Annotated in this window: 19 protein-coding genes; 11 read left to right on the top strand and 8 right to left on the bottom strand. The window is 57.0% G+C overall.

Going from position 1 to position 17,455, the window contains the following annotated elements:
- Positions 1 to 18: 18 nt before the first annotated feature.
- The 3 genes from betA to ACEN2J_RS11355 all read left to right on the top strand — a co-directional run bounded on the left by betA (position 19) and on the right by ACEN2J_RS11355 (position 2,735).
- Entirely contained in the window at positions 19 to 1,665 is a 1,647-nt protein-coding gene (gene betA, locus ACEN2J_RS11345; RefSeq protein WP_442105909.1) for a choline dehydrogenase, read from the top strand.
- An 81-nt stretch (positions 1,666 to 1,746) separates the two neighbouring features.
- On the top strand, positions 1,747 to 2,397 hold the full coding sequence (locus ACEN2J_RS11350) for a thermonuclease family protein (protein ID WP_442105911.1): 651 nt from the start codon (positions 1,747 to 1,749) through the stop codon (positions 2,395 to 2,397).
- Between the two features lie 98 nt (positions 2,398 to 2,495).
- Positions 2,496 to 2,735, top strand: a complete 240-nt coding sequence (locus ACEN2J_RS11355; protein ID WP_442105913.1) for a YdcH family protein — start codon at positions 2,496 to 2,498, stop codon at positions 2,733 to 2,735.
- On the opposite strand, the gene ACEN2J_RS11360 is transcribed toward ACEN2J_RS11355, so the two are convergent.
- Genes ACEN2J_RS11360 through ACEN2J_RS11370 form a run of 3 tightly spaced genes read right to left on the bottom strand, consistent with a single transcriptional unit; the run spans position 2,732 to position 5,801 of the window.
- Positions 2,732 to 4,129, bottom strand: a complete 1,398-nt coding sequence (locus ACEN2J_RS11360) for a helix-turn-helix domain-containing protein (RefSeq protein ID WP_442105915.1) — start codon at positions 4,127 to 4,129, stop codon at positions 2,732 to 2,734. The two genes, ACEN2J_RS11355 and ACEN2J_RS11360, sit on opposite strands and share 4 nt — an antisense overlap.
- 51 nt (positions 4,130 to 4,180) lie before the next feature.
- Positions 4,181 to 5,398: a multidrug effflux MFS transporter gene (locus ACEN2J_RS11365; protein ID WP_442105917.1), complete on the bottom strand. Its 1,218-nt coding sequence runs from the start codon at positions 5,396 to 5,398 to the stop codon at positions 4,181 to 4,183.
- Positions 5,399 to 5,456: 58 nt separating this feature from the next.
- On the bottom strand, positions 5,457 to 5,801 hold the full coding sequence (locus tag ACEN2J_RS11370; RefSeq protein WP_442105919.1) for a DMT family protein: 345 nt from the start codon (positions 5,799 to 5,801) through the stop codon (positions 5,457 to 5,459).
- A gap of 139 nt (positions 5,802 to 5,940) precedes the next feature.
- On the opposite strand from ACEN2J_RS11370, the gene ACEN2J_RS11375 reads away from it, so the two are divergent.
- From ACEN2J_RS11375 to ACEN2J_RS11395, 5 genes are read left to right on the top strand one after another with little or no spacing between them, the layout of a single operon-like run.
- Complete coding sequence (locus ACEN2J_RS11375) at positions 5,941 to 6,216, top strand: ArsR/SmtB family transcription factor (RefSeq protein ID WP_442105921.1); 276 nt, start codon at positions 5,941 to 5,943, stop codon at positions 6,214 to 6,216.
- Entirely contained in the window at positions 6,213 to 7,211 is a 999-nt protein-coding gene (locus ACEN2J_RS11380) for a permease (RefSeq protein ID WP_442105923.1), read from the top strand. The genes ACEN2J_RS11375 and ACEN2J_RS11380 overlap by 4 nt, the downstream gene beginning before the upstream one ends.
- An 11-nt stretch (positions 7,212 to 7,222) precedes the next feature.
- The gene (locus tag ACEN2J_RS11385) at positions 7,223 to 7,450 is read left to right on the top strand and encodes a thioredoxin family protein (RefSeq protein ID WP_442105925.1); all 228 of its coding nucleotides are present in this window, start codon (positions 7,223 to 7,225) and stop codon (positions 7,448 to 7,450) included.
- A gap of 14 nt (positions 7,451 to 7,464) precedes the next feature.
- Positions 7,465 to 8,349, top strand: coding sequence for an MBL fold metallo-hydrolase (locus ACEN2J_RS11390; RefSeq protein WP_442105927.1), 885 nt, complete (start codon positions 7,465 to 7,467; stop codon positions 8,347 to 8,349).
- Complete coding sequence (locus ACEN2J_RS11395) at positions 8,346 to 8,753, top strand: OsmC family protein (protein WP_442105929.1); 408 nt, start codon at positions 8,346 to 8,348, stop codon at positions 8,751 to 8,753. The genes ACEN2J_RS11390 and ACEN2J_RS11395 overlap by 4 nt, the downstream gene beginning before the upstream one ends.
- Here the strand turns inward: ACEN2J_RS11395 and arsH are convergent.
- From arsH to ACEN2J_RS11420, 5 genes are all read right to left on the bottom strand, one after another.
- Positions 8,750 to 9,466, bottom strand: a complete 717-nt coding sequence (arsH, locus tag ACEN2J_RS11400; RefSeq protein ID WP_442105931.1) for an arsenical resistance protein ArsH — start codon at positions 9,464 to 9,466, stop codon at positions 8,750 to 8,752. The genes ACEN2J_RS11395 and arsH overlap by 4 nt on opposite strands.
- On the bottom strand, positions 9,459 to 9,887 hold the full coding sequence (arsC, locus tag ACEN2J_RS11405; protein WP_442105933.1) for an arsenate reductase (glutaredoxin): 429 nt from the start codon (positions 9,885 to 9,887) through the stop codon (positions 9,459 to 9,461). Before arsC ends, arsH begins: the two co-directional genes overlap by 8 nt.
- Entirely contained in the window at positions 9,884 to 10,897 is a 1,014-nt protein-coding gene (gene arsB / locus ACEN2J_RS11410) for an ACR3 family arsenite efflux transporter (RefSeq protein ID WP_442105935.1), read from the bottom strand. Before arsB ends, arsC begins: the two co-directional genes overlap by 4 nt.
- A complete protein-coding gene (locus ACEN2J_RS11415) occupies positions 10,894 to 11,238 on the bottom strand; it encodes an ArsR/SmtB family transcription factor (protein WP_442105937.1) in 345 nt (114 codons plus the stop codon). Before ACEN2J_RS11415 ends, arsB begins: the two co-directional genes overlap by 4 nt.
- Before the next feature lie 109 nt (positions 11,239 to 11,347).
- On the bottom strand, positions 11,348 to 13,561 hold the full coding sequence (locus ACEN2J_RS11420) for an NADP-dependent isocitrate dehydrogenase (protein WP_442105939.1): 2,214 nt from the start codon (positions 13,559 to 13,561) through the stop codon (positions 11,348 to 11,350).
- A gap of 428 nt (positions 13,562 to 13,989) precedes the next feature.
- Between ACEN2J_RS11420 and ACEN2J_RS11425 the strand changes: the two genes are divergently transcribed.
- From ACEN2J_RS11425 to ACEN2J_RS11435, 3 genes are all read left to right on the top strand, one after another.
- Positions 13,990 to 15,024, top strand: a complete 1,035-nt coding sequence (locus tag ACEN2J_RS11425; RefSeq protein WP_442105941.1) for a LacI family DNA-binding transcriptional regulator — start codon at positions 13,990 to 13,992, stop codon at positions 15,022 to 15,024.
- A gap of 109 nt (positions 15,025 to 15,133) precedes the next feature.
- Entirely contained in the window at positions 15,134 to 16,453 is a 1,320-nt protein-coding gene (locus ACEN2J_RS11430; protein ID WP_442105943.1) for an ABC transporter substrate-binding protein, read from the top strand.
- Positions 16,454 to 16,575: 122 nt separating this feature from the next.
- Positions 16,576 to 17,448 (top strand): carbohydrate ABC transporter permease, encoded by an 873-nt coding sequence (locus tag ACEN2J_RS11435; protein ID WP_442105945.1) that lies wholly within the window; start codon positions 16,576 to 16,578, stop codon positions 17,446 to 17,448.
- Positions 17,449 to 17,455 lie beyond the last annotated feature (7 nt).

Consider the following 17,455-nt stretch of genomic DNA (forward strand, 5'->3'; position numbering starts at 1 on the left):
TGAAAATAGGGTAAGATGATGAAGGCGGATTATGTGATTGTCGGCGCTGGCTCGGCTGGCTGTGCGATGGCTTACCGGTTGGGCGAGGCTGGGGCCTCGGTCATTGTGATCGAGTTTGGCGGCACGGATGCGGGGCCGTTTATTCAGATGCCGGCGGCGCTATCTTATCCGATGAATATGGGCCTGTATGACTGGGGGATGGCGTCCGAGCCCGAGCCGCATTTGGGCGGGCGGTCGTTGGTAACGCCGCGCGGCAAGGTCATTGGCGGATCAAGCAGCATTAACGGCATGGTCTATGTGCGCGGCCATGCCCGTGATTTTGATCATTGGGCCGAGGCAGGGGCTGAAGGCTGGGGCTATGCCGATGTGCTGCCCTATTTCCGGCGGATGGAGCATTGGCACGGTGGCACGTCCGACTATCGTGGCACCGATGGCCCGCTGCATATTACGCGCGGACCCCGGGCTAATCCGTTGTTTGATGCCTTTATTCAGGCCGGTGCGCAGGCCGGTTATCCGGTAGCAACTGACTATAATGGGGCCGCGCAAGAGGGGTTTGGCCCGATGGAGGCCACGATTTACAAAGGCCAGCGTTGGTCAGCGGCGAATGCGTATTTGAAGCCTGCGATGAAAGCGGGGCAGGTGCAGCTGGTGCGCGGGTTGGCACGCAAAGTGGTGATTGAAAATGGCCGCGCCGTGGGGGTTGAAGTGTCAATCGGCGGCGCGGTGCAGGTGATTTCGGCGGGCAAAGAGGTGATTTTGGCTGCCAGCAGCCTGAATTCGCCCAAGCTGTTGATGCTGTCGGGCATCGGCCCTGCCGCGCATTTGGCCGAGCACGGGATCGCGGTCGTGGCAGATCGCCCCGGTGTGGGCAGCAATTTGCAAGACCACCTTGAGGTGTATATGCAGTTTGCCAGTAAACAGCCGATCACGCTGTATAAATACTGGAACCTGCTGGGCAAGGCGCTGATCGGGGCGCAGTGGTTGTTCACGCGCAAGGGGCTGGGGGCGTCTAACCAGTTTGAGGCTTGTGGGTTTATCCGTAGTAAGATCGGCGTAGAATACCCTGATATTCAATATCATTTTTTACCAATTGCCGTGCGCTATGACGGCAAGGCCAGCGCTGAGGGGCATGGCTTTCAAGTCCATACCGGCCCGATGCGCAGCCCGTCGCGGGGCACGGTGCGGCTACGGTCGGCGGACCCAGCGGCGCATCCGGTGATCAAATTCAACTATATGTCCGACCCTCAAGATTGGGAGGATTTCCGCGCATGCATTCGGCTGACGCGCGAGGTGTTTGTCCAAGCCGCAATGCAGCCGCATGTAAAGCATGAGATTCAACCGGGGGCGGGCGTGCAGTCGGATGCCGAGATTGATGATTTCATCCGCGAACATGCCGAAAGCGCCTATCACCCTTGTGGCACCGCCAAGATGGGGCGCCGTGATGACCCGATGGCTGTGGTTGATAACGAGTGCCGCGTGATTGGCGTTGAAGGGCTGCGGCTGGCCGATAGTTCTATTTTTCCGCGTATTACCAATGGGAACTTGAACGGGCCGTCGATTATGGTTGGCGAAAAGGCAGCAGATCATATTCTGGGCCGCACGCCGCTTGCGCCTTTGAACCTTGGGCCAAAGATGAATGACGACTGGCGTGAGGCACAGCGATAACGGTTGAGTAACGTTAATAAAGGTTAACCAATAGTTAACAAATATCTTGCTTTCGGGCCGTTTCGGGCCGAAAACGCAGTTATGTTAATACTTCGTTCCCTTTCTGTTCTGGCAGCCCTACTTGCGGCCCCCGCCGGCGCGTTAACCCTGACGGGGCAAGCACGCATCGTGGATGGCGATACCATTGTGGTTGCTGGCGAACGTATCCGGCTGTTTGGGATTGACGCGCCCGAGCTGCGGCAACGCTGCGACCCATCGGGGCGTAACTGGGAGTGTGGCGTTTGGGCGGCACAGGTGTTGGCGAAACTAGCGGCGCGCGGGGTGCTGAAATGTGAGGCGCTAGACCGTGACCGCTATGGCTGCACGGTGGCGCGTTGCACTGCGGCTGGGCGCGATATCGGCGCCGAAATGGTGCGGCAGGGGGCGGCGGCGGCCTATGTTCAATATTCGCTTGATTATGTGACGCTGGAAGCGACCGCCAAAGCCGAGTTGCGGGGGCTGTGGTCGGGCGCGGTGACGGCACCAGCCGACTATCGCAAAATTGCCAAGCGGCAACCTGCGCCCGAGGGCTGCGCGATCAAGGGCAACATCAACACCAAAGGCAAGCGGATTTACCACATGCCTGGCCAGCGTGATTATGACGCGACGCGGATTTCTGTCGCCAAAGGCGAGGCGTTCTTTTGTTCGGAAGCCGATGCGCAAGCCGCCGGGTTTCGCGCTGCAAAACGCTGAATCAGCGATATTCTTTTTTGTCGGGTTGATCCCTGTCAAAGTGCTGCGTCATGGCAGGGGCTATAGTTCGCGTATCACGAACCAACAAGGAGAGTTCCATGTCGCACACACCCCATGAATTGGCCGAAGAGTTTCCGGACGCTGTAGAAAAGATGCACAAGCTAAAGCTGGAGAACGCGCATTTTGCCAAGCTTTTTGATGAATATCACGAGGTTAACCGTGCTGTGCATCGGGCGGAAGCCAATGTTGAGCCGACTGATGACGCCCATGAGGGCGAGCTGCGCAAGCAACGCACACGGCTGAAAGATGAGATTTGGGCGCTGATTTCGGCAGCCTAAGGCAAGTCGGGGTCGATGCCATAAGGCACGACCCCACGCGCATCGGGATTGACCGATAGGCGCTTTTCCAGCGGCGGCACCGAGCGTTGATGACAATCGGGCCGCTCGCAAATTCGGCAGGAAATGCCGATGGGTTCGAACCGGCCCTTTAGATCCAATCCATCGGCATAGACGAGTTGGTCGGCATGGCCGATTTCGCAGCCCAAACCAATAGCATAACGCCGTACCGGCGCGCCGAACGCCCCCCCGGATTTTGACACGTCACGCGCAAGGCACACATAGCGCACGCCATCCGGCGTTTCGGCCAGTTGGCGCAGAAAACGGCCTGGGGTTTCAAAGGCTTGGTGGACGTTCCACAACGGGCAAGCCCCGCCAAACCGCGCAAATTGAAAGCGGGTGGCCGAGTGGCGTTTGGTGACGGTGCCAGCCTGATCGACCCGTACGAAAAAGAACGGAACACCTTTGGCTCCGGGGCGCTGCAGGGTGGAAAGCCGGTGGGCGACTTGCTCGATAGAGCTGTCGAACAGATCAGACAGGCGCTCAAGATCGTGGCGCTCTTGTGCGGCGGTGCGCAGAAAGCTGGTGTAGGGCATCACGGCCGCGCCGGCAAAATAATTGGCCAGCCCGATTTTGGCAATGCTGCGCGCCTCAGAGCTTTGGAATTGCGCGAGGTCGAGCGTCGCCTCTAGCAGGTCATTTTGGGTAAGCAACGCCACTTGATGCAGCAGTTGAAAGCGGCGAGTCGCACCCGTGGCGCGGCTGGACAAGGCAAGGCGTTTCGCCTTGGGGTCAAAGCGGCGCAATTCGGAAATGTTCGAAAGTGTCAAATCGATGCCCAGGCTCTCTAATGTGGACAGCGCCGTGTTTTCTATTGGAATATCAGGGCCTTTTAGGGTGGCGTAGCGCTCAGCCGCTTTATCAACCGCGTCGATGTAATTGTCGCAATAGTGAAAGAAATCCCGCACCTCTTCCCATGCCGAGGGGGTGCTGTCAGAGCGGCCCAATGCCTCATCCAATGAGGCGAGGCGTTCGTGGCTTTGGCGATAAGCGCGGTGCAGGTCTAGGAACGCGCGGGCCAAGGCGGGGGCGTTAGAGGCCGCGAGGCGCAGATCGGCCAATGGGGGTGGTGCGGTGAAAACTGGGTCGGCCAAGGCCTCGCGCATGTCGGTGACGATGCGTTCGCTATCGCCTGTGGATAACTCGGTCACGTCTTGACCAAACTCTTGGGCCAGGCCCAGCACTACGCCCGCCGAAATGGGGCGGTGATTGTTTTCCATCTGGTTCAGATAGGGCAGCGAGATACCAAGTTTCTGCGCGAAAATCTTTTGCGTCAGACGCAGGCGGCCGCGCAATTCACGCAGCTTTGCGCCCGCATAGATTTTTTGGGTGGCCATAATCTGCCCTCTGGTTTGCAAAGCTTAGCGTGGCTTTGCAAAGCGGTGGCGTCAAGCGGATTTCAGTTCGTTCTCGCGGCGCAAGACCCATAAAATGCACAGGATCGAGGCGGCAGAGGTGAGGAGCATGACCAAGATCAGCGGCATTGGGCCCGTTTGGGGACCAAGCACAAAGCCTGCAAGTGCCGAAAGCAGCGCGCCGGTGCCGATAAGGAACGCACCGCCAAGACCCGCCGCCGAGCCTGCCAAACTGGGGCGAACCGACAGCATACCCGCATTGGCGCTGGGGCTGAGCAGGCCGTTGCCGAGGCCAACAAAGATCATCAACCCGAAAAACAGGTTCGGCCCCGTGGCGCCTAGCATCGTCAAAATCGCCAGCAACAACATGCCACCCGTCGTGGTTAGTGCGCCCACAAGAACCATGCGGTTCACGCCATAGCGCACAGCATAGCGGCCCGAGAAAAAGTTACCTGCCATATACCCCAAAGCTGGCGCGCCGAAATACAGCCCAAGCGTGGCTGCATCCATATGAAAGAAGGTGGTGCCGACATAAGGCGCGCCGCCGAGATAGGCGAAAAACGCGCCAGAGGCAAAGCCCGCTGCCAAGCAGTAGCCCCAGAACCGTTGAGAGCGCAGCAAAGACGGGTATTGGCGCATCTGGGCGGTAAAACTGCTGGCGCGGGTGGTGCTGGTTTCGCCCATATCGAACCAGATCACGACAAACGCGGTAGCCCCTGACAGCATCAGCATAATGAACGACGCTTGCCAGCCGAATGCCTCATCCAGAAGGCCGCCGATGACGGGGGCGATCATTGGGACCATGGCCATACCCATCGACACATAGCCGATCATCGAGGCGGCTTGGTCTTGGGGGACCATATCGCGCACGGCGGCGCGTGACAGCACAAAGCCCGACGCAATTACGGCTTGCACCAAGCGGAAGGTTAAAAACACACCGTAATTGGGCGCGAGGAGCGAGCCAGCGCAGGCCAGTGTGAAAATGGCGGTGGCGGCAAGGATAACAGGGCGGCGGCCAAAGCGGTCAGACACTGGGCCCACGAACAGCTGCAACAGGGCCGTTGCGGCAAGGTAGAGAGAGAGTGACAGCTGCATCACCGCATAATCTACGCCGAAATACAGCGCCATTGACGGCAGCGATGGCAAGAACACGTTCAAAGACATCGCCGCGACGCCGGCCATGAAAACGAGTGTTGTGATATGCGGGGCGGTGGTCCGATCAAAATAGCGGACTGTAGGTGGTGTGCTCATGCAAAACTGCTACGCCCATCGCGGCGGCCTGTCTATTGCAGAAATGAATGACCGCGCGTTAAGCCCATTTGTGAAAAATGAAAAACGCCCCCAGCGCGATGAAACCAAAGCCGAGAAGGTGGTTCCATGACAGCGGCTCTTTTAGGTAAAACACCGAAAACGCAGCGAACACCAGCAGGGTGATGACCTCTTGGATGGTTTTCAACTCGGCCGCTGAAAAATAGCCGTGGCCAATGCGGTTGGCCGGCACTTGCAGCATATATTCAAACAGCGCGATGCCCCAGCTGATGGCGATCACAGCAAGCAGCGGGGCGGATTTATACTTTAGGTGGCCATACCATGCAAAGGTCATAAAGACGTTTGACGCGAGGAGCAGGCCGATGGTGATCAGGGGTGTGGGCATGTGCGAGGCCTTTGGCGGGTGTTTGGGGCCTTGTCGCAGAATTTTGCGGATGTGCTAGCGGTTTTTTCGGGCCGATTGATTTGGATCAGGGGCGTTCAAATCGGCCTATGCGCAAATGCGCAAAAGCCGAGGTGATACGATGATTCTGACAGCCCTAACTGCCCTTGCCGAACCGACGCGTCTCGCCGCGATGCGGGCCTTGTATGATGACGATGAGCATTGCGTTTGTGCGTTGATGGCGCGGCTTGGTGCCACACAAAGCCGGATGTCGCGGCATATGCAGGTGCTAAAGCAAGCGGGTTTGGTGGTGGATCGGCGTGATGCGCAATGGGTGCGCTACCGGATTAACCCCGATTTGGCGGCACCGTTGCGCAGGCTTTTGGATGCGGCATTGGTAGAAGAGGTGATGGCGTGAGCGTTTTTGGCTGGATGAATGACCAATTGCTGCGGATGCAGTGGCTGTCTGATCTTGTGACGGCGGGCGTGCGCGCGGTGGGGCTGGACCCTGCGTCGCGGATTGGCGGGTCGGTGCAGTTTTTTGTCTATGATGTGGTCAAGATTTTCATCCTGCTGTCGGTGCTGATTTTCGCGATTTCCTATGTACAAAGCTTTTTTCCACCGGAACGGACACGGCGGATTTTGGGCGGGCGATCCGGGGTTGGGGCGAATATTCTGGGGGCGCTGCTGGGGACGATTACCCCGTTTTGTTCGTGCTCCTCTATTCCGCTGTTCATCGGGTTTACGGCGGCAGGATTGCCGCTTGGCGTGACGTTTTCGTTTTTGATATCCTCGCCTTTGGTCGATATGGCCTCGGTCATTTTGCTGGCGTCGATTTTTTCTTGGCCGATTGCATTGGCTTATGTCGGCGTTGGGCTGGTGGTGGCGGTGGTTGGCGGCACGATCATTGGCAATCTGGGGATGGAAGATCAGGTTGAAAGTTTTGTGCACAACGTGCCGGTAACGGATACGGATGAGGCGCTGACGCGGGCCGAGCGGCTTGCCTTTGCCCGCGATCAGGTGCGCGACATTGCGGGAAAGGTTTGGCCCTATGTACTCATCGGGGTGGGGATTGGTGCCGCCATTCATAATTGGGTGCCAGAGGCCACGATTTCGGCGCTGCTGGGGCAGGATAAATGGTGGGCGGTGCCGGTGGCAACGATGGTGGGTGTTCCGATGTACGCCGATATTTTCGGCACTTTGCCGATTGCCGAGGCGCTGGTGGCCAAGGGCGTGGGGTTGGGTACCGTTCTGGCCTTTATGATGGCGGTGACGGCACTGTCGCTGCCCTCGCTTATCATGCTGAAACGCGTGGTTAAAATGCCGTTGTTGGTGGCCTTTACTGGGATTGTCACGGTTGGCATTCTGACCATCGGATTTACGTTCAACGCAATAACGCACATGTTCATTTGAAAGGGCATATCATGATTATCAAAATCCTTGGGTCTGGTTGCAAAAAATGCGGCATTTTGGCCGATAACGCTGCGGCGGCGGCACAGGCGGCGGGGAAGACGGCCGAGATCGTTAAAGTCACTGATTTCGCGGTTATTGCAGGCTATGGCGTGATGTCGACGCCCGCTTTGGTGATCGATGAAAAGCTGGTGTCGTCGGGCAAGGTGCTGACGGCAGATGAGATTGGGGCGCTGCTGTGAAGGCTTTGGCGTTATTGGCATTTTTCCCCGTGGCGGCGGTGGCTGCGGGGCTAGAGGTCCAACCGGTGACCGATGGCGTTTGGGCGCTGGTGGGCGAGAAAGAGCAACGATCGGCCGATAACCTTGCCAATAATGCCACGTTCGGCGTGGTGGTCACGAATGCGGGCGTGGTGTTGGTTGATGCAGGAGGGTCTTGGGCTGGGGCGGCTGCGATTGATGCCGCCATCAAAGGGCTGACCGATCAACCGGTAAAGTTGGTCATCAACACCGGTGGCCAAGATCATCGCTGGCTGGGCAACGGCTATTGGCAGGCGCAAGGGGCGCAGGTGATTGCATCCGATGCGGCGGTGGCCGATCAACATGCGCGTGTGGATGTGCAGATGATGGGGCTGACGCAGTTTTTGGGCGGGGCGCTGGCGGGGACCGCACCTGTTTATGCCACGACCATGTTTGAGACGGGTTATAGCTTTGATCTGGGCGGTGTGACGTTTGAAATTACCCATGCGGGGGCGGGGCATACGCCGGGCGATGCTTTCGTGTTTGTGCCTGCCAAGGACACTGTTTTTACGGGCGATATTGTCTATGTCGAACGGATTTTGGGCGTGGGCGAGCAATCGTCGATTTTGACATGGCCCGAGGTGTTTGAAGCGATGGCAGCAACGGGTGCCGCGCATGTGGTGCCGGGGCATGGCCATGCAACCGATATGAATACCGCGCGGGCGCAGACCTATGACTATTTGCTTAATCTGCGGGCCCAAGTGGGGGCGTTGATTGAGGCGGGGGGCGATCTTGGGCAGGCCGCAGATGTGGACCAATCGGGCTTTGCGGGGTTAGAGCAGTTTGACAGCCTTGCGCGCAAGAATGCCGAAATGGCCTTTACGCAGATGGAGTTTGAATGATGGACTACCGTGTTGCCGCCCACCGCGTTGACAGCCACGGCAGCCTTGCCCGCGCGAAAGAGGCGGAAATTGTGCTTGATACCGATATGGCAGGGCGGGCTGATGCGATGAATCCGGTCGAGCTGTTGCTGTCGGCACTGGCGGCCTGCATGTTAAAGGGCATTGAACGGGTGACACCGATGCTGCAATTCCAACTGCGCGGGGTAGAGGTGGCACTGGAGGGCATTCGCCAAGATGCGCCGCCCAAGCTGACCCTGATCCGCTATCAGATTGTGGTGGATTGTGATGAGAGCGACCAACGGCTGGACCTTTTGCACCGCAACGTATTGAAATATGGAACGATTTCAAACACGCTTGCAGGTGCTGTGCCGCTAGAGGGTACGCTGGTACGCAAACCGCATTAGGTGGCGGCAGATTGGTTCACGCGCTTCATCAGCTCTGCTGCGGTTTCTTTGCGTTCTGAATAGCGATCAACAAGGTAATCTGCGCGGTCGCGGGTAAGGAGGGTGAATTTGAACAATTTCTCCATCACGTCGACAATGCGATCGTACAGGGGCGAGGGGCGCATACGACCAGCCTCATCAAACTCTTGAAACGCCCTGGGAATTGACGATTGATTGGGGATGGTGATCAGCCGCATCCAACGCCCCAGAATGCGCATCTGGTTAACCGCGTTAAAGCTTTGCGAGCCGCCAGAAACCTGCATCACGGCCAGCGTTTTGCCTTGGGTCGGGCGGACGGCACCATCCGACAGGGGGATCCAATCGACTTGGGTTTTCATCAGACCGGTCATTGCGCCGTGGCGCTCGGGGGAAGACCAGACCATGCCTTCGGACCAAGCGACCAGCGCGCGCAATTCCGCCACTTTGGGGTGCGTGGCATCGGTATTGTCATCCACCAGCGGCAGGCCCGAGGGGTTGAAAAACCGCACCTCTGCCCCGAGATGGGTCAGAATGCGACCAGCTTCCTCGGCGGATAGGCGGCTGAAACTGCGTGGGCGTAGCGAGCCGTAGAGCATCAGGATGCGCGGGGCGTGGATTTTGTGCGGCGGTGCCAACAGGGATGTTTCGTCGATTGCGGGCAAGAGGGCCGCGTCGATATTTGACAGGTTAGACAAGGCGGTTTCCTTTCGCGTCGATCAGCAACTCGCCGTCTTCTTTGGCAAAAGGACCGGGGGGAAGTTGGTCAAGCAGGTCCAGAACCGCCTCGGACGGGCGACACAGGCGCACGCCTTTGGGGGTGCAAACGATGGGCCGATTCACCAGAATAGGGTGGGCGACCATCGCGTCGAGCAGTTGATCGTCGGTGATATCCGGCTGGGTTAGACCGAGGGACTCGGCCGGGGTTTTGCTGACCCGTAGCGCCTGCCTTGGCGTCAGATTGGCGGCGGCGAATAGCCCGAGGAGTTGTGGGCGGGTCCAGCCTTCGGTAATATAGTCAATGACGACAGGGCTATAGCCAGCTGCCGTGATGATTTCCAGAACGTTGCGTGAGGTGCCACATGCGGGGTTGTGATGGATGGTGATGGGAAAGGTCATTTGGGAAAGCTCTCTCTGGTGCGGTTGGCAAAGGCGACGAGCGACAGCATCACCGGCACCTCGACCAACACGCCGACCACGGTGACAAGGGCTGCGCCAGAGTTAAGGCCGAACAGGCCGATGGCCACGGCGACAGCCAGTTCAAAGAAGTTAGAGGTGCCGATCAGCGCGCAAGGGGCCGCGATGGAATGGGGCAGTTTCCACGCCCACGCCCAGCCATAGCCCAAGGCAAAAATGCCGTAGGATTGGATGATGATCGGCACCGCAAGCAGGGCGATCAGCGCGGGTTGCGCAAGGATAACCGGCCCTTGAAAGCCGAACAGCAGCACGACGGTCAGCAACAGGCCCATGATAGAGGCGGGCTTGATGCGGGCGGTGAAATCGCTGATGGCAGCGCCGCGTTTTACCAGCAAAGCGCGGGTCAGTATGCCTGCGACCAGCGGGATGACAACGTACAGCACGGTCGACAAGATCAGCGTCTCCCACGGGACGGCAACCTCGGTCACGTCCAAAAGAAAGGCGACGATGGGCGCGAATGCTACGACCATAATCAGGTCATTCAGCGACACTTGGACCAAGGTGTAATTCGCATCGCCCTTGGTCATTTGCGACCAGACAAACACCATCGCGGTACAGGGGGCAGCACCCAATAAAATAAGGCCTGCGATGTATTCTGTCGCCTGTGCAGGGGGAATAAACCCCGCAAAGACATGTTTGAAGAACAGCACCCCAAGCGCGGCCATTGTAAAGGGTTTGATCAGCCAGTTGATGATGATGGTGATGATCAGCCCCTTGGGCCGCTTACCCACCGATTTCAACGAGCCGAGATCAACGGCGACCATCATCGGGTAGACCATGGCCCAGATGAGCACGGCAACGACAAGGTTAACCGAGGCGTATTCAAGGCCTGCGAGGCTGGCGAAAAGTGCGGGCATCAGGTTGCCCAAAGTAATGCCCGCAAGGATGCACAGGGCAACCCAAAGGCTGAGATAGCGTTCAAACAGGCTCATGTTCGGTCCTTTATGGTCATGTCCTGCGTAGGCAGGCAGCAGGTTTTATCGGCAATGGGAAGCGTAGCAATGAAATTTGACAACGGGGCAAGGGCCGCAGGCGCCAGCGCATAGCAAATGCGGGGGCCGTCGATTTCGCCGCTTATCACACCGGCGGCTTTCAGGATGCGCAGGTGCTCGGACACGGTCGATTGCGCAAGGCCGATGGCCCCGACGATATCGCCGCCGATGCAACCGGGTGTGCGCGCTAGCAACTGCAAAATGCGCAGCCTGGCCGGGTGGGCCAGGGCCTTGGCCAAATCGGCCAAATGGGTTTCTGTCAGGTGGGGGTCGGTATGCATATAATTTCGCCTATCGTCGATTAACGATTTGATAGGGTCGAAACAGGCGCGGGTCAAGCATGAAACTGTAGGGTCGCACCGGCCCCCGTTGGGACCGGTGCTGTTTGGATTAGGCCAGAATTTTCAACATGGTGGCCGAAGGGCGCATCACATTGTTGGTTTTGGCCAGATCGGTCAGGAAGTAGCCGCCCAGATCGGCGGGCTTGCCCTCGGCGGCCATCAATTCAGCCAAGATCGTGTCTTCGTTTTCTTCCAGCGCTTTGGCGATGGGAGCGAAATGTTCGATCAGCGCAGGGTCTTCGTTCTGGCTGGCCAAGGCCTTGGCCCAATACAGCGCAAAGTAGTAGTGGCTGGCGCGGTTGTCGTTTTGGCCAACTTTGGCCTCGGGCGACTTGTTGTGATCCAACACGCCTTGGGTCGCACGATCAACGGCAACGCCGAGGATGCGGGCTTTGTCATTCGCCTTTGTTTCTGCAAGGAATTTCAGGCTTTCCCCCAATGCGCAGAACTCACCCAGGCTGTCCCAGCGCAGGTGGTTTTCTTCGGTCAGCTGTTGAACGTGCTTGGGGGCCGAGCCGCCAGCGCCGGTTTCAAACATGCCGCCGCCGTTCATCAGCTTGACGATCGACAGCATCTTGGCCGAGGTGCCCAGTTCCAGAATCGGGAACAGGTCGGTCAGGTAATCGCGTAGAACGTTACCCGAAATGGCGATAGAGTTTTTGCCCTTGCGGATGGTTTCCAGCGACAAACGGGTCGCGGCACGAGGTGCCATGATTTGGAACTTATCGCTGACGCCAGCAGCAGCAAGGATTGGGCGCACGTATTTCAGCAGCTCGGCATCATGCGCACGGGCTTCGTCGAGCCAGAAAATCGCTTGGCAACCTTCGGCCTTTTGACGGCTGATGGCCAGTTGCACCCAGTCTTCGATCGGGCCTTGGTTGGTGGATGCCGCGCGCCAGATGTCGCCAGCTTCTACCTCATGTTCGTGCAAAATGTCGCCATTTGCCAGAACGATGCGAACGGTGCCTGCGGTTGGGATCTCAAAAGTGGTGGGGTGCGAGCCGTATTCTTCGGCTTTTTGCGCCATCAGGCCAACGTTTTGCACGGTGCCAGCGGTGGTCGGGTCAAGCGCGCCGGTTTCTTTGAAATACTTAACGGATTCGTCATAGATCGGCGCGTAAGAGCTGTCGGGGATGATGCAGTTGGTATCCGCAGCCTTGCCGTCTGGGCCCCATCCTTTGCCGCCAGCGCGGATCAGCGCGGGCAAGGACGCGTCGATGATCACATCAGACGGGACGTGCAGGTTGGTGATGCCTTTGTCCGAGTTAACCATATACATCGGTGGGCGTTCGGCCATAACGGCGTCGATTGCCGCAAGGATTTCTGTGGCCTCATCCATTTTGGCGACTTGGTCCAAAACGGCGCCAAGGCCAGAGTTCGGGTTCACGCCAGCAGCGGCCATTTTGTCGCCGAATTCATCAAACACCGGCTGCAAGAAAACCTTAACAGCGTGGCCAAACAGGATGGGGTCCGAGACCTTCATCATAGTGGCTTTCAGGTGGATCGAGAACAGCGTGCCAGCGGCTTTGGTCGCGGCGATTTGTTCGGCCAAGAACGCATCCAGCGCGCGGGCCGACATGAACGTAGCGTCAACCACGGTGCCTGCGCCATATTTTACGCCGTCTTTCAGCACGGTAACAGCACCATCGACAGTGACAAGTTCAATGCGGGCGGGGCCAGCCTGTTCGGCAGTAAGGGTTGCCGATTTCTCATTAGAAAAGAAATCGTTGGCCGACATGGTTGATACAACGGTCTTGCTGTCTGGCGCCCATTTGCCCATCGAATGCGGGTTAGACATGGCATAGTTTTTTACAGCAACCGCTGCACGACGATCCGAGTTGCCTTCGCGTAGAACCGGATTCACAGCCGAGCCTTTGATCGCATCAAAGCGTGCGCGAATTGCCTTTTCGGCGTCTGTGCTTGGATCTGCCGGATAGTCGGGGATCGCATAGCCTTTGGACTGCAATTCCTTAACAGCGGCCACAAGTTGCGGCACCGAGGCCGAAATGTTTGGCAGTTTGATGACGTTGGCCGTCGGGGTTTTGACCAGCTTGCCCAGCTCGGCTAGATCATCGGGTTGGCGTTGATCATCCGTCAGGTTTTCGGGGAATGTCGCGATGATACGCCCTGCAAGCGAGATATCCTTAACACCAACCGATACGCCGGCAGCCGCCGCGAAAGACTGAATGATCGGCAGCAGCGATGCCGAGGCAAGCTGCGGGGCTTCGTCAACCTTGGTGTAAATGATATCTGGGTTGGTCATGTTCAGGCCTATCTTTCATCTTGGTTAAATGCGTTAGGAGTTGGCTTTGCCATGCCCGAGTTTGATAGAAAATGCAATGACGCGCCGCAATAAGGCGCCACATTTTTGCGCAAAAATGCTGTGCTAAGTAGGGGTTATCGCTAACAGCCTGGGCCGTTTTATTGGTTTGGGTGCTGCGTAGTCTTCATCGCATCGGCGTATCGCTCGGACCCCGCGCCAAAGGGGGGGGGCAGATTAGCATGGCGTTAACGGGCTTGGCTTGTCGCCCGTCGCGTGGCTGTGCGGATTGTCTGGGCAGTGAAAGAAAGGTTGAATTATAAATTTGAACGCCTAAAGTTTACATGAGTAAAGAATTTGATGGCTACAGCATGCCTTGCTTGGGTGCTAACGCTGCCGCCATAGACAAACCGGACATGTTGGGACGCTGGATGAAGCCGAAAATCAATACGATGGAAGAGCTTTCAGAGGCGATCGGTGTGTCGCGCCCGACCTTGTCGCGCTATTTTCAAAGCCCCGACAGCGTGCGGGGCAAAACCTCGGAAAAGATCCGGCTGGGGCTGGAGCGCGTTGAATATGTACCAAATTTCTTTGCCACGCGGATGAACCGTAAGACCACCGGCATTATTGGAGTTATCATCCCGTATCTAAACGATCTTTTCTTTACCAAACTGTTGATGGCGATTGAAACCGCTGCGATGGAGGCGGGGTATACGGTTATCACCCAATGTTCGCATTCCGACCCCGCGATTGAGGCGCGTGCGGCTGAAACCTTAATGTCGATGAGCGTAGATGGTGCCTTGGTGGTGCCCTTGGGGGACCAAAGCGACCCGGAGGTGCAGCGCCGCATGGGCGCACGGCTGCCGTTTATGCTTGTGGACTCGCGTCCAAAGACGATGCCGGACGTTGATTTTGTGGGTACGGACCATAGGCAAAGCACTGGTTTAATTGCAGAATACCTGTGCCGCGTCGGCGGGCCGCCGATTTTTCTGGCCATGCCGCGCGTGAACTTTAACGCCATAGAGCGAGAGAATGCCTATATCGCCAAGCTAACCGAGCTTGGCCATAAACCCGAGGTGATCGGGGCCGAGTTGATCGATTCGCGCTGGCATTTTGAGGCGCATGGCGAGGCTGTTTTGGACCAGTACTTTTCGCATGGCGAGCATCTGGATCGTTCGATTCTGTGCGTAAATGACCGTGTGGCGATTGGCGCTTTGCGTGCTGCGGCGCGGCATGGGTTGGTGCCAGGGCGCATGGCAAAGGGCGGTTTGCGGATTGCTGGGCATGATGACTACCCGCTGTGCCCGTTTACGATACCCGCGCTTACAACTGTGGCGCAGAATGTCGAAGCTATTGGAAAAGCATCGGTTTCGCGGCTGGTCGAAATGATACGCGGGGAAGCTGGGGCAAATGAGACGCGGGTTCAGTTGTTTGATGGCGTTCTAAAATTGCGCGAGTCTGCTTGATTTCGAACGAATGCTGCTGCGCGGCAAAATTTTGTAGAATTTTTTTCTTGACGGAAGGTAAATTTCTCCGGTATCTTTTACACATGTAAAAAAACGGGAGGTCATTTACATGGCGATTAAACGCGCACTTCTTAACACGGCTGTTGGTCTTGGTTTGGCTGCTGGTTTTTCGGCTGCTGCAAGCGCTGAAACTCTGACAATTGCGACCGTAAACAACGGTGACATGGTTCGCATGCAGGGTCTCGCATCCGAATTCACCGCAGCAAACCCAGACATCACGCTTGAGTGGGTTACACTGGAAGAAAATGCTCTGCGTCAGAAAGTAACAACGGACATCGCCACAAAAGGCGGCCAGTTCGACATTATGACGATCGGCACATACGAAGTTCCGATCTGGGCAAAGCAAGGCTGGCTGACCTCATTGAACGACCTTCCTGCTGAGTGGGACAAGGGCGACCTGTTGCCTGCTATCTCGGGCGGTCTGTCGGTTGATGGTGAGCTCTATGCAGCACCATTCTACGGCGAAAGCTCGATGGTTATGTACCGCAAGGACTTGATGGAAAAAGCTGGCTTGACCATGCCAGATGCGCCGACTTGGGCGTTCATCAAAGAAGCTGCGATGAAGATGACCGACAAAGAAAACGAAGTTTATGGCATCTGTCTGCGCGGTAAAGCGGGCTGGGGCGAAAACATGGCGTTCTTGACTGCTATGTCCAACTCGTTTGGCGCAAAGTGGTTTGACGAAAAGTGGAACGCTCAATTCGACAGCAAGCCATGGGCTGACACGCTCGACTTCTATCTTGACCTGATGACCAACTACGGTCCTCCTGGTGCAGCAAACAACGGTTTCAACGAAAACTTGTCGTTGATGCAAACCGGCCATTGCGGCATGTGGATCGACGCAACTGTTGCGGCGTCCTTTGTATCGAACCCAAAAGACAGCCAAGTTGCTGATCAGATGGCTTATGCATTGGCACCCGACAACGGTTTGGGCAAGCGCGGCAACTGGCTCTGGGCGTGGTCCTTGGCCATCCCAACAAGCACAGACTCGCCAGAAGCTGCTAAAAAGTTCGTAGCTTGGGCAACCTCGAAAGAGTACACTGCGCTGGTTGCGTCCAAAGAAGGCTGGGCAAACGTGCCTCCAGGAACACGTACTTCGCTGTATGAAAACGCTGACTACTTGGCAGCTGCTCCATTCGCGCAAATGACTTTGGACAGCATCAATGCTGCTGACCCAACCAACCCATCGGTTGACCCAGTGCCTTACACAGGCGTTCAGTTCGTTGCTATTCCTGAATTCCAGGGCATCGCAACAGCAACTGGTCAGCAGTTCTCGGCTGCTTTGGCTGGTACGATCTCGGCAGCAGATGCGCTTAAGGCAGCACAAGATCTGACCGTGAAAGAAATGAAGGCAGCGGGCTACAACTAAGCCGCGCGCCCGATTTGTTGGGGCCGGCCGGCTTGGCTGGCCCCACTTTTTTTCAAAGCTTGCTTTGATGCATCTCGGTGTTACGCTGAGACTCCTTTCACCGCATTTGCAGGATGGCCCCAATGTCCACACAGCATTCCCGCTCTGCCGCGAAACTGATGATTGCACCCGCGACGTTCCTTTTGTTCGTCTGGATGCTAGTTCCGCTGGTCATGACAATTTACTATTCATTCCAACGTTATCGCTTGCTTACGCCGGATCGCCGCGGTTGGGCTGGTTTTGACAACTACGTCAACTTTATCGACAACCCCGCGTTCTGGAGCTCGATGGGCAACACGCTGTTGTTGGTGGGGGGCGTTCTGATCATCACCATCGTTTTTGGTATTTTGTTTGCGCTGCTGCTGGATATGCCAATGTTTGGCCAAGGGATCGTGCGGATTTTGGTGATTGCGCCGTTCTTTGTTATGCCGACCGTGTCTGCGCTGGTGTGGAAGAACTTTTTCATGAACCCTGTCAATGGGTTGTTCGCCTTTGCCGCCAAGGCGCTGGGGATGCAACCTTATGACTTTCTGTCTCAGGCGCCGCTGGCTTCGATCATCGGTATTGTTAGCTGGCAGTGGCTGCCGTTTGCAACGCTGATCCTTTTGACCGCAATCCAGAGCCTTGACAGTGAGCAGTTGGAAGCCGCCGAGATTGATGGCGCGCCGCCGCTGAGCCGCTTTTTCTATATCAAGCTGCCGCATCTTAGCCGTGCGATCACGGTTGTTATCTTGATCCAGACGATCTTTTTGCTGTCGGTTTTCGCCGAAATTCTGGTTACCACCAATGGCGGCCCGGGCACGGCAAGTACCAACCTGACCTATCTTGTTTACGCCAAAAGCTTGTTGTCATTTGACGTAGGCGCTGGTTCGGCAGGGGGTGTGATTGCGATCATTCTGGCCAATATTGTTGCCATCTTCTTGATGCGCGCAATCGGTAAAAACCTGGATTCCTAACCCTTAG

Source organism: Pseudorhodobacter sp. W20_MBD10_FR17 (assembly GCF_052119765.1).
In the GTDB taxonomy this organism is placed as follows: Bacteria; Pseudomonadota; Alphaproteobacteria; order Rhodobacterales; family Rhodobacteraceae; genus Pseudorhodobacter.

Excerpts from the sequence above, each read along its gene's own strand:
- betA (WP_442105909.1), top strand. The coding sequence starts at position 19 with ATGAAGGCGGATTATGTGATTGTCGGCGCTGGCTCGGCTGGCTGTGCG.
- ACEN2J_RS11350 (WP_442105911.1), top strand. The coding sequence starts at position 1,747 with ATGTTAATACTTCGTTCCCTTTCTGTTCTGGCAGCCCTACTTGCGGCC.
- ACEN2J_RS11355 (WP_442105913.1), top strand. The coding sequence starts at position 2,496 with ATGTCGCACACACCCCATGAATTGGCCGAAGAGTTTCCGGACGCTGTA.
- ACEN2J_RS11360 (WP_442105915.1), bottom strand. The coding sequence starts at position 4,129 with ATGGCCACCCAAAAAATCTATGCGGGCGCAAAGCTGCGTGAATTGCGC.
- ACEN2J_RS11365 (WP_442105917.1), bottom strand. The coding sequence starts at position 5,398 with ATGAGCACACCACCTACAGTCCGCTATTTTGATCGGACCACCGCCCCG.
- ACEN2J_RS11370 (WP_442105919.1), bottom strand. The coding sequence starts at position 5,801 with ATGCCCACACCCCTGATCACCATCGGCCTGCTCCTCGCGTCAAACGTC.
- ACEN2J_RS11375 (WP_442105921.1), top strand. The coding sequence starts at position 5,941 with ATGATTCTGACAGCCCTAACTGCCCTTGCCGAACCGACGCGTCTCGCC.
- ACEN2J_RS11385 (WP_442105925.1), top strand. The coding sequence starts at position 7,223 with ATGATTATCAAAATCCTTGGGTCTGGTTGCAAAAAATGCGGCATTTTG.
- ACEN2J_RS11395 (WP_442105929.1), top strand. The coding sequence starts at position 8,346 with ATGATGGACTACCGTGTTGCCGCCCACCGCGTTGACAGCCACGGCAGC.
- arsC (WP_442105933.1), bottom strand. The coding sequence starts at position 9,887 with ATGACCTTTCCCATCACCATCCATCACAACCCCGCATGTGGCACCTCA.
- arsB (WP_442105935.1), bottom strand. The coding sequence starts at position 10,897 with ATGAGCCTGTTTGAACGCTATCTCAGCCTTTGGGTTGCCCTGTGCATC.
- ACEN2J_RS11415 (WP_442105937.1), bottom strand. The coding sequence starts at position 11,238 with ATGCATACCGACCCCCACCTGACAGAAACCCATTTGGCCGATTTGGCC.
- ACEN2J_RS11420 (WP_442105939.1), bottom strand. The coding sequence starts at position 13,561 with ATGACCAACCCAGATATCATTTACACCAAGGTTGACGAAGCCCCGCAG.
- ACEN2J_RS11425 (WP_442105941.1), top strand. The coding sequence starts at position 13,990 with ATGAAGCCGAAAATCAATACGATGGAAGAGCTTTCAGAGGCGATCGGT.
- ACEN2J_RS11430 (WP_442105943.1), top strand. The coding sequence starts at position 15,134 with ATGGCGATTAAACGCGCACTTCTTAACACGGCTGTTGGTCTTGGTTTG.
- ACEN2J_RS11435 (WP_442105945.1), top strand. The coding sequence starts at position 16,576 with ATGTCCACACAGCATTCCCGCTCTGCCGCGAAACTGATGATTGCACCC.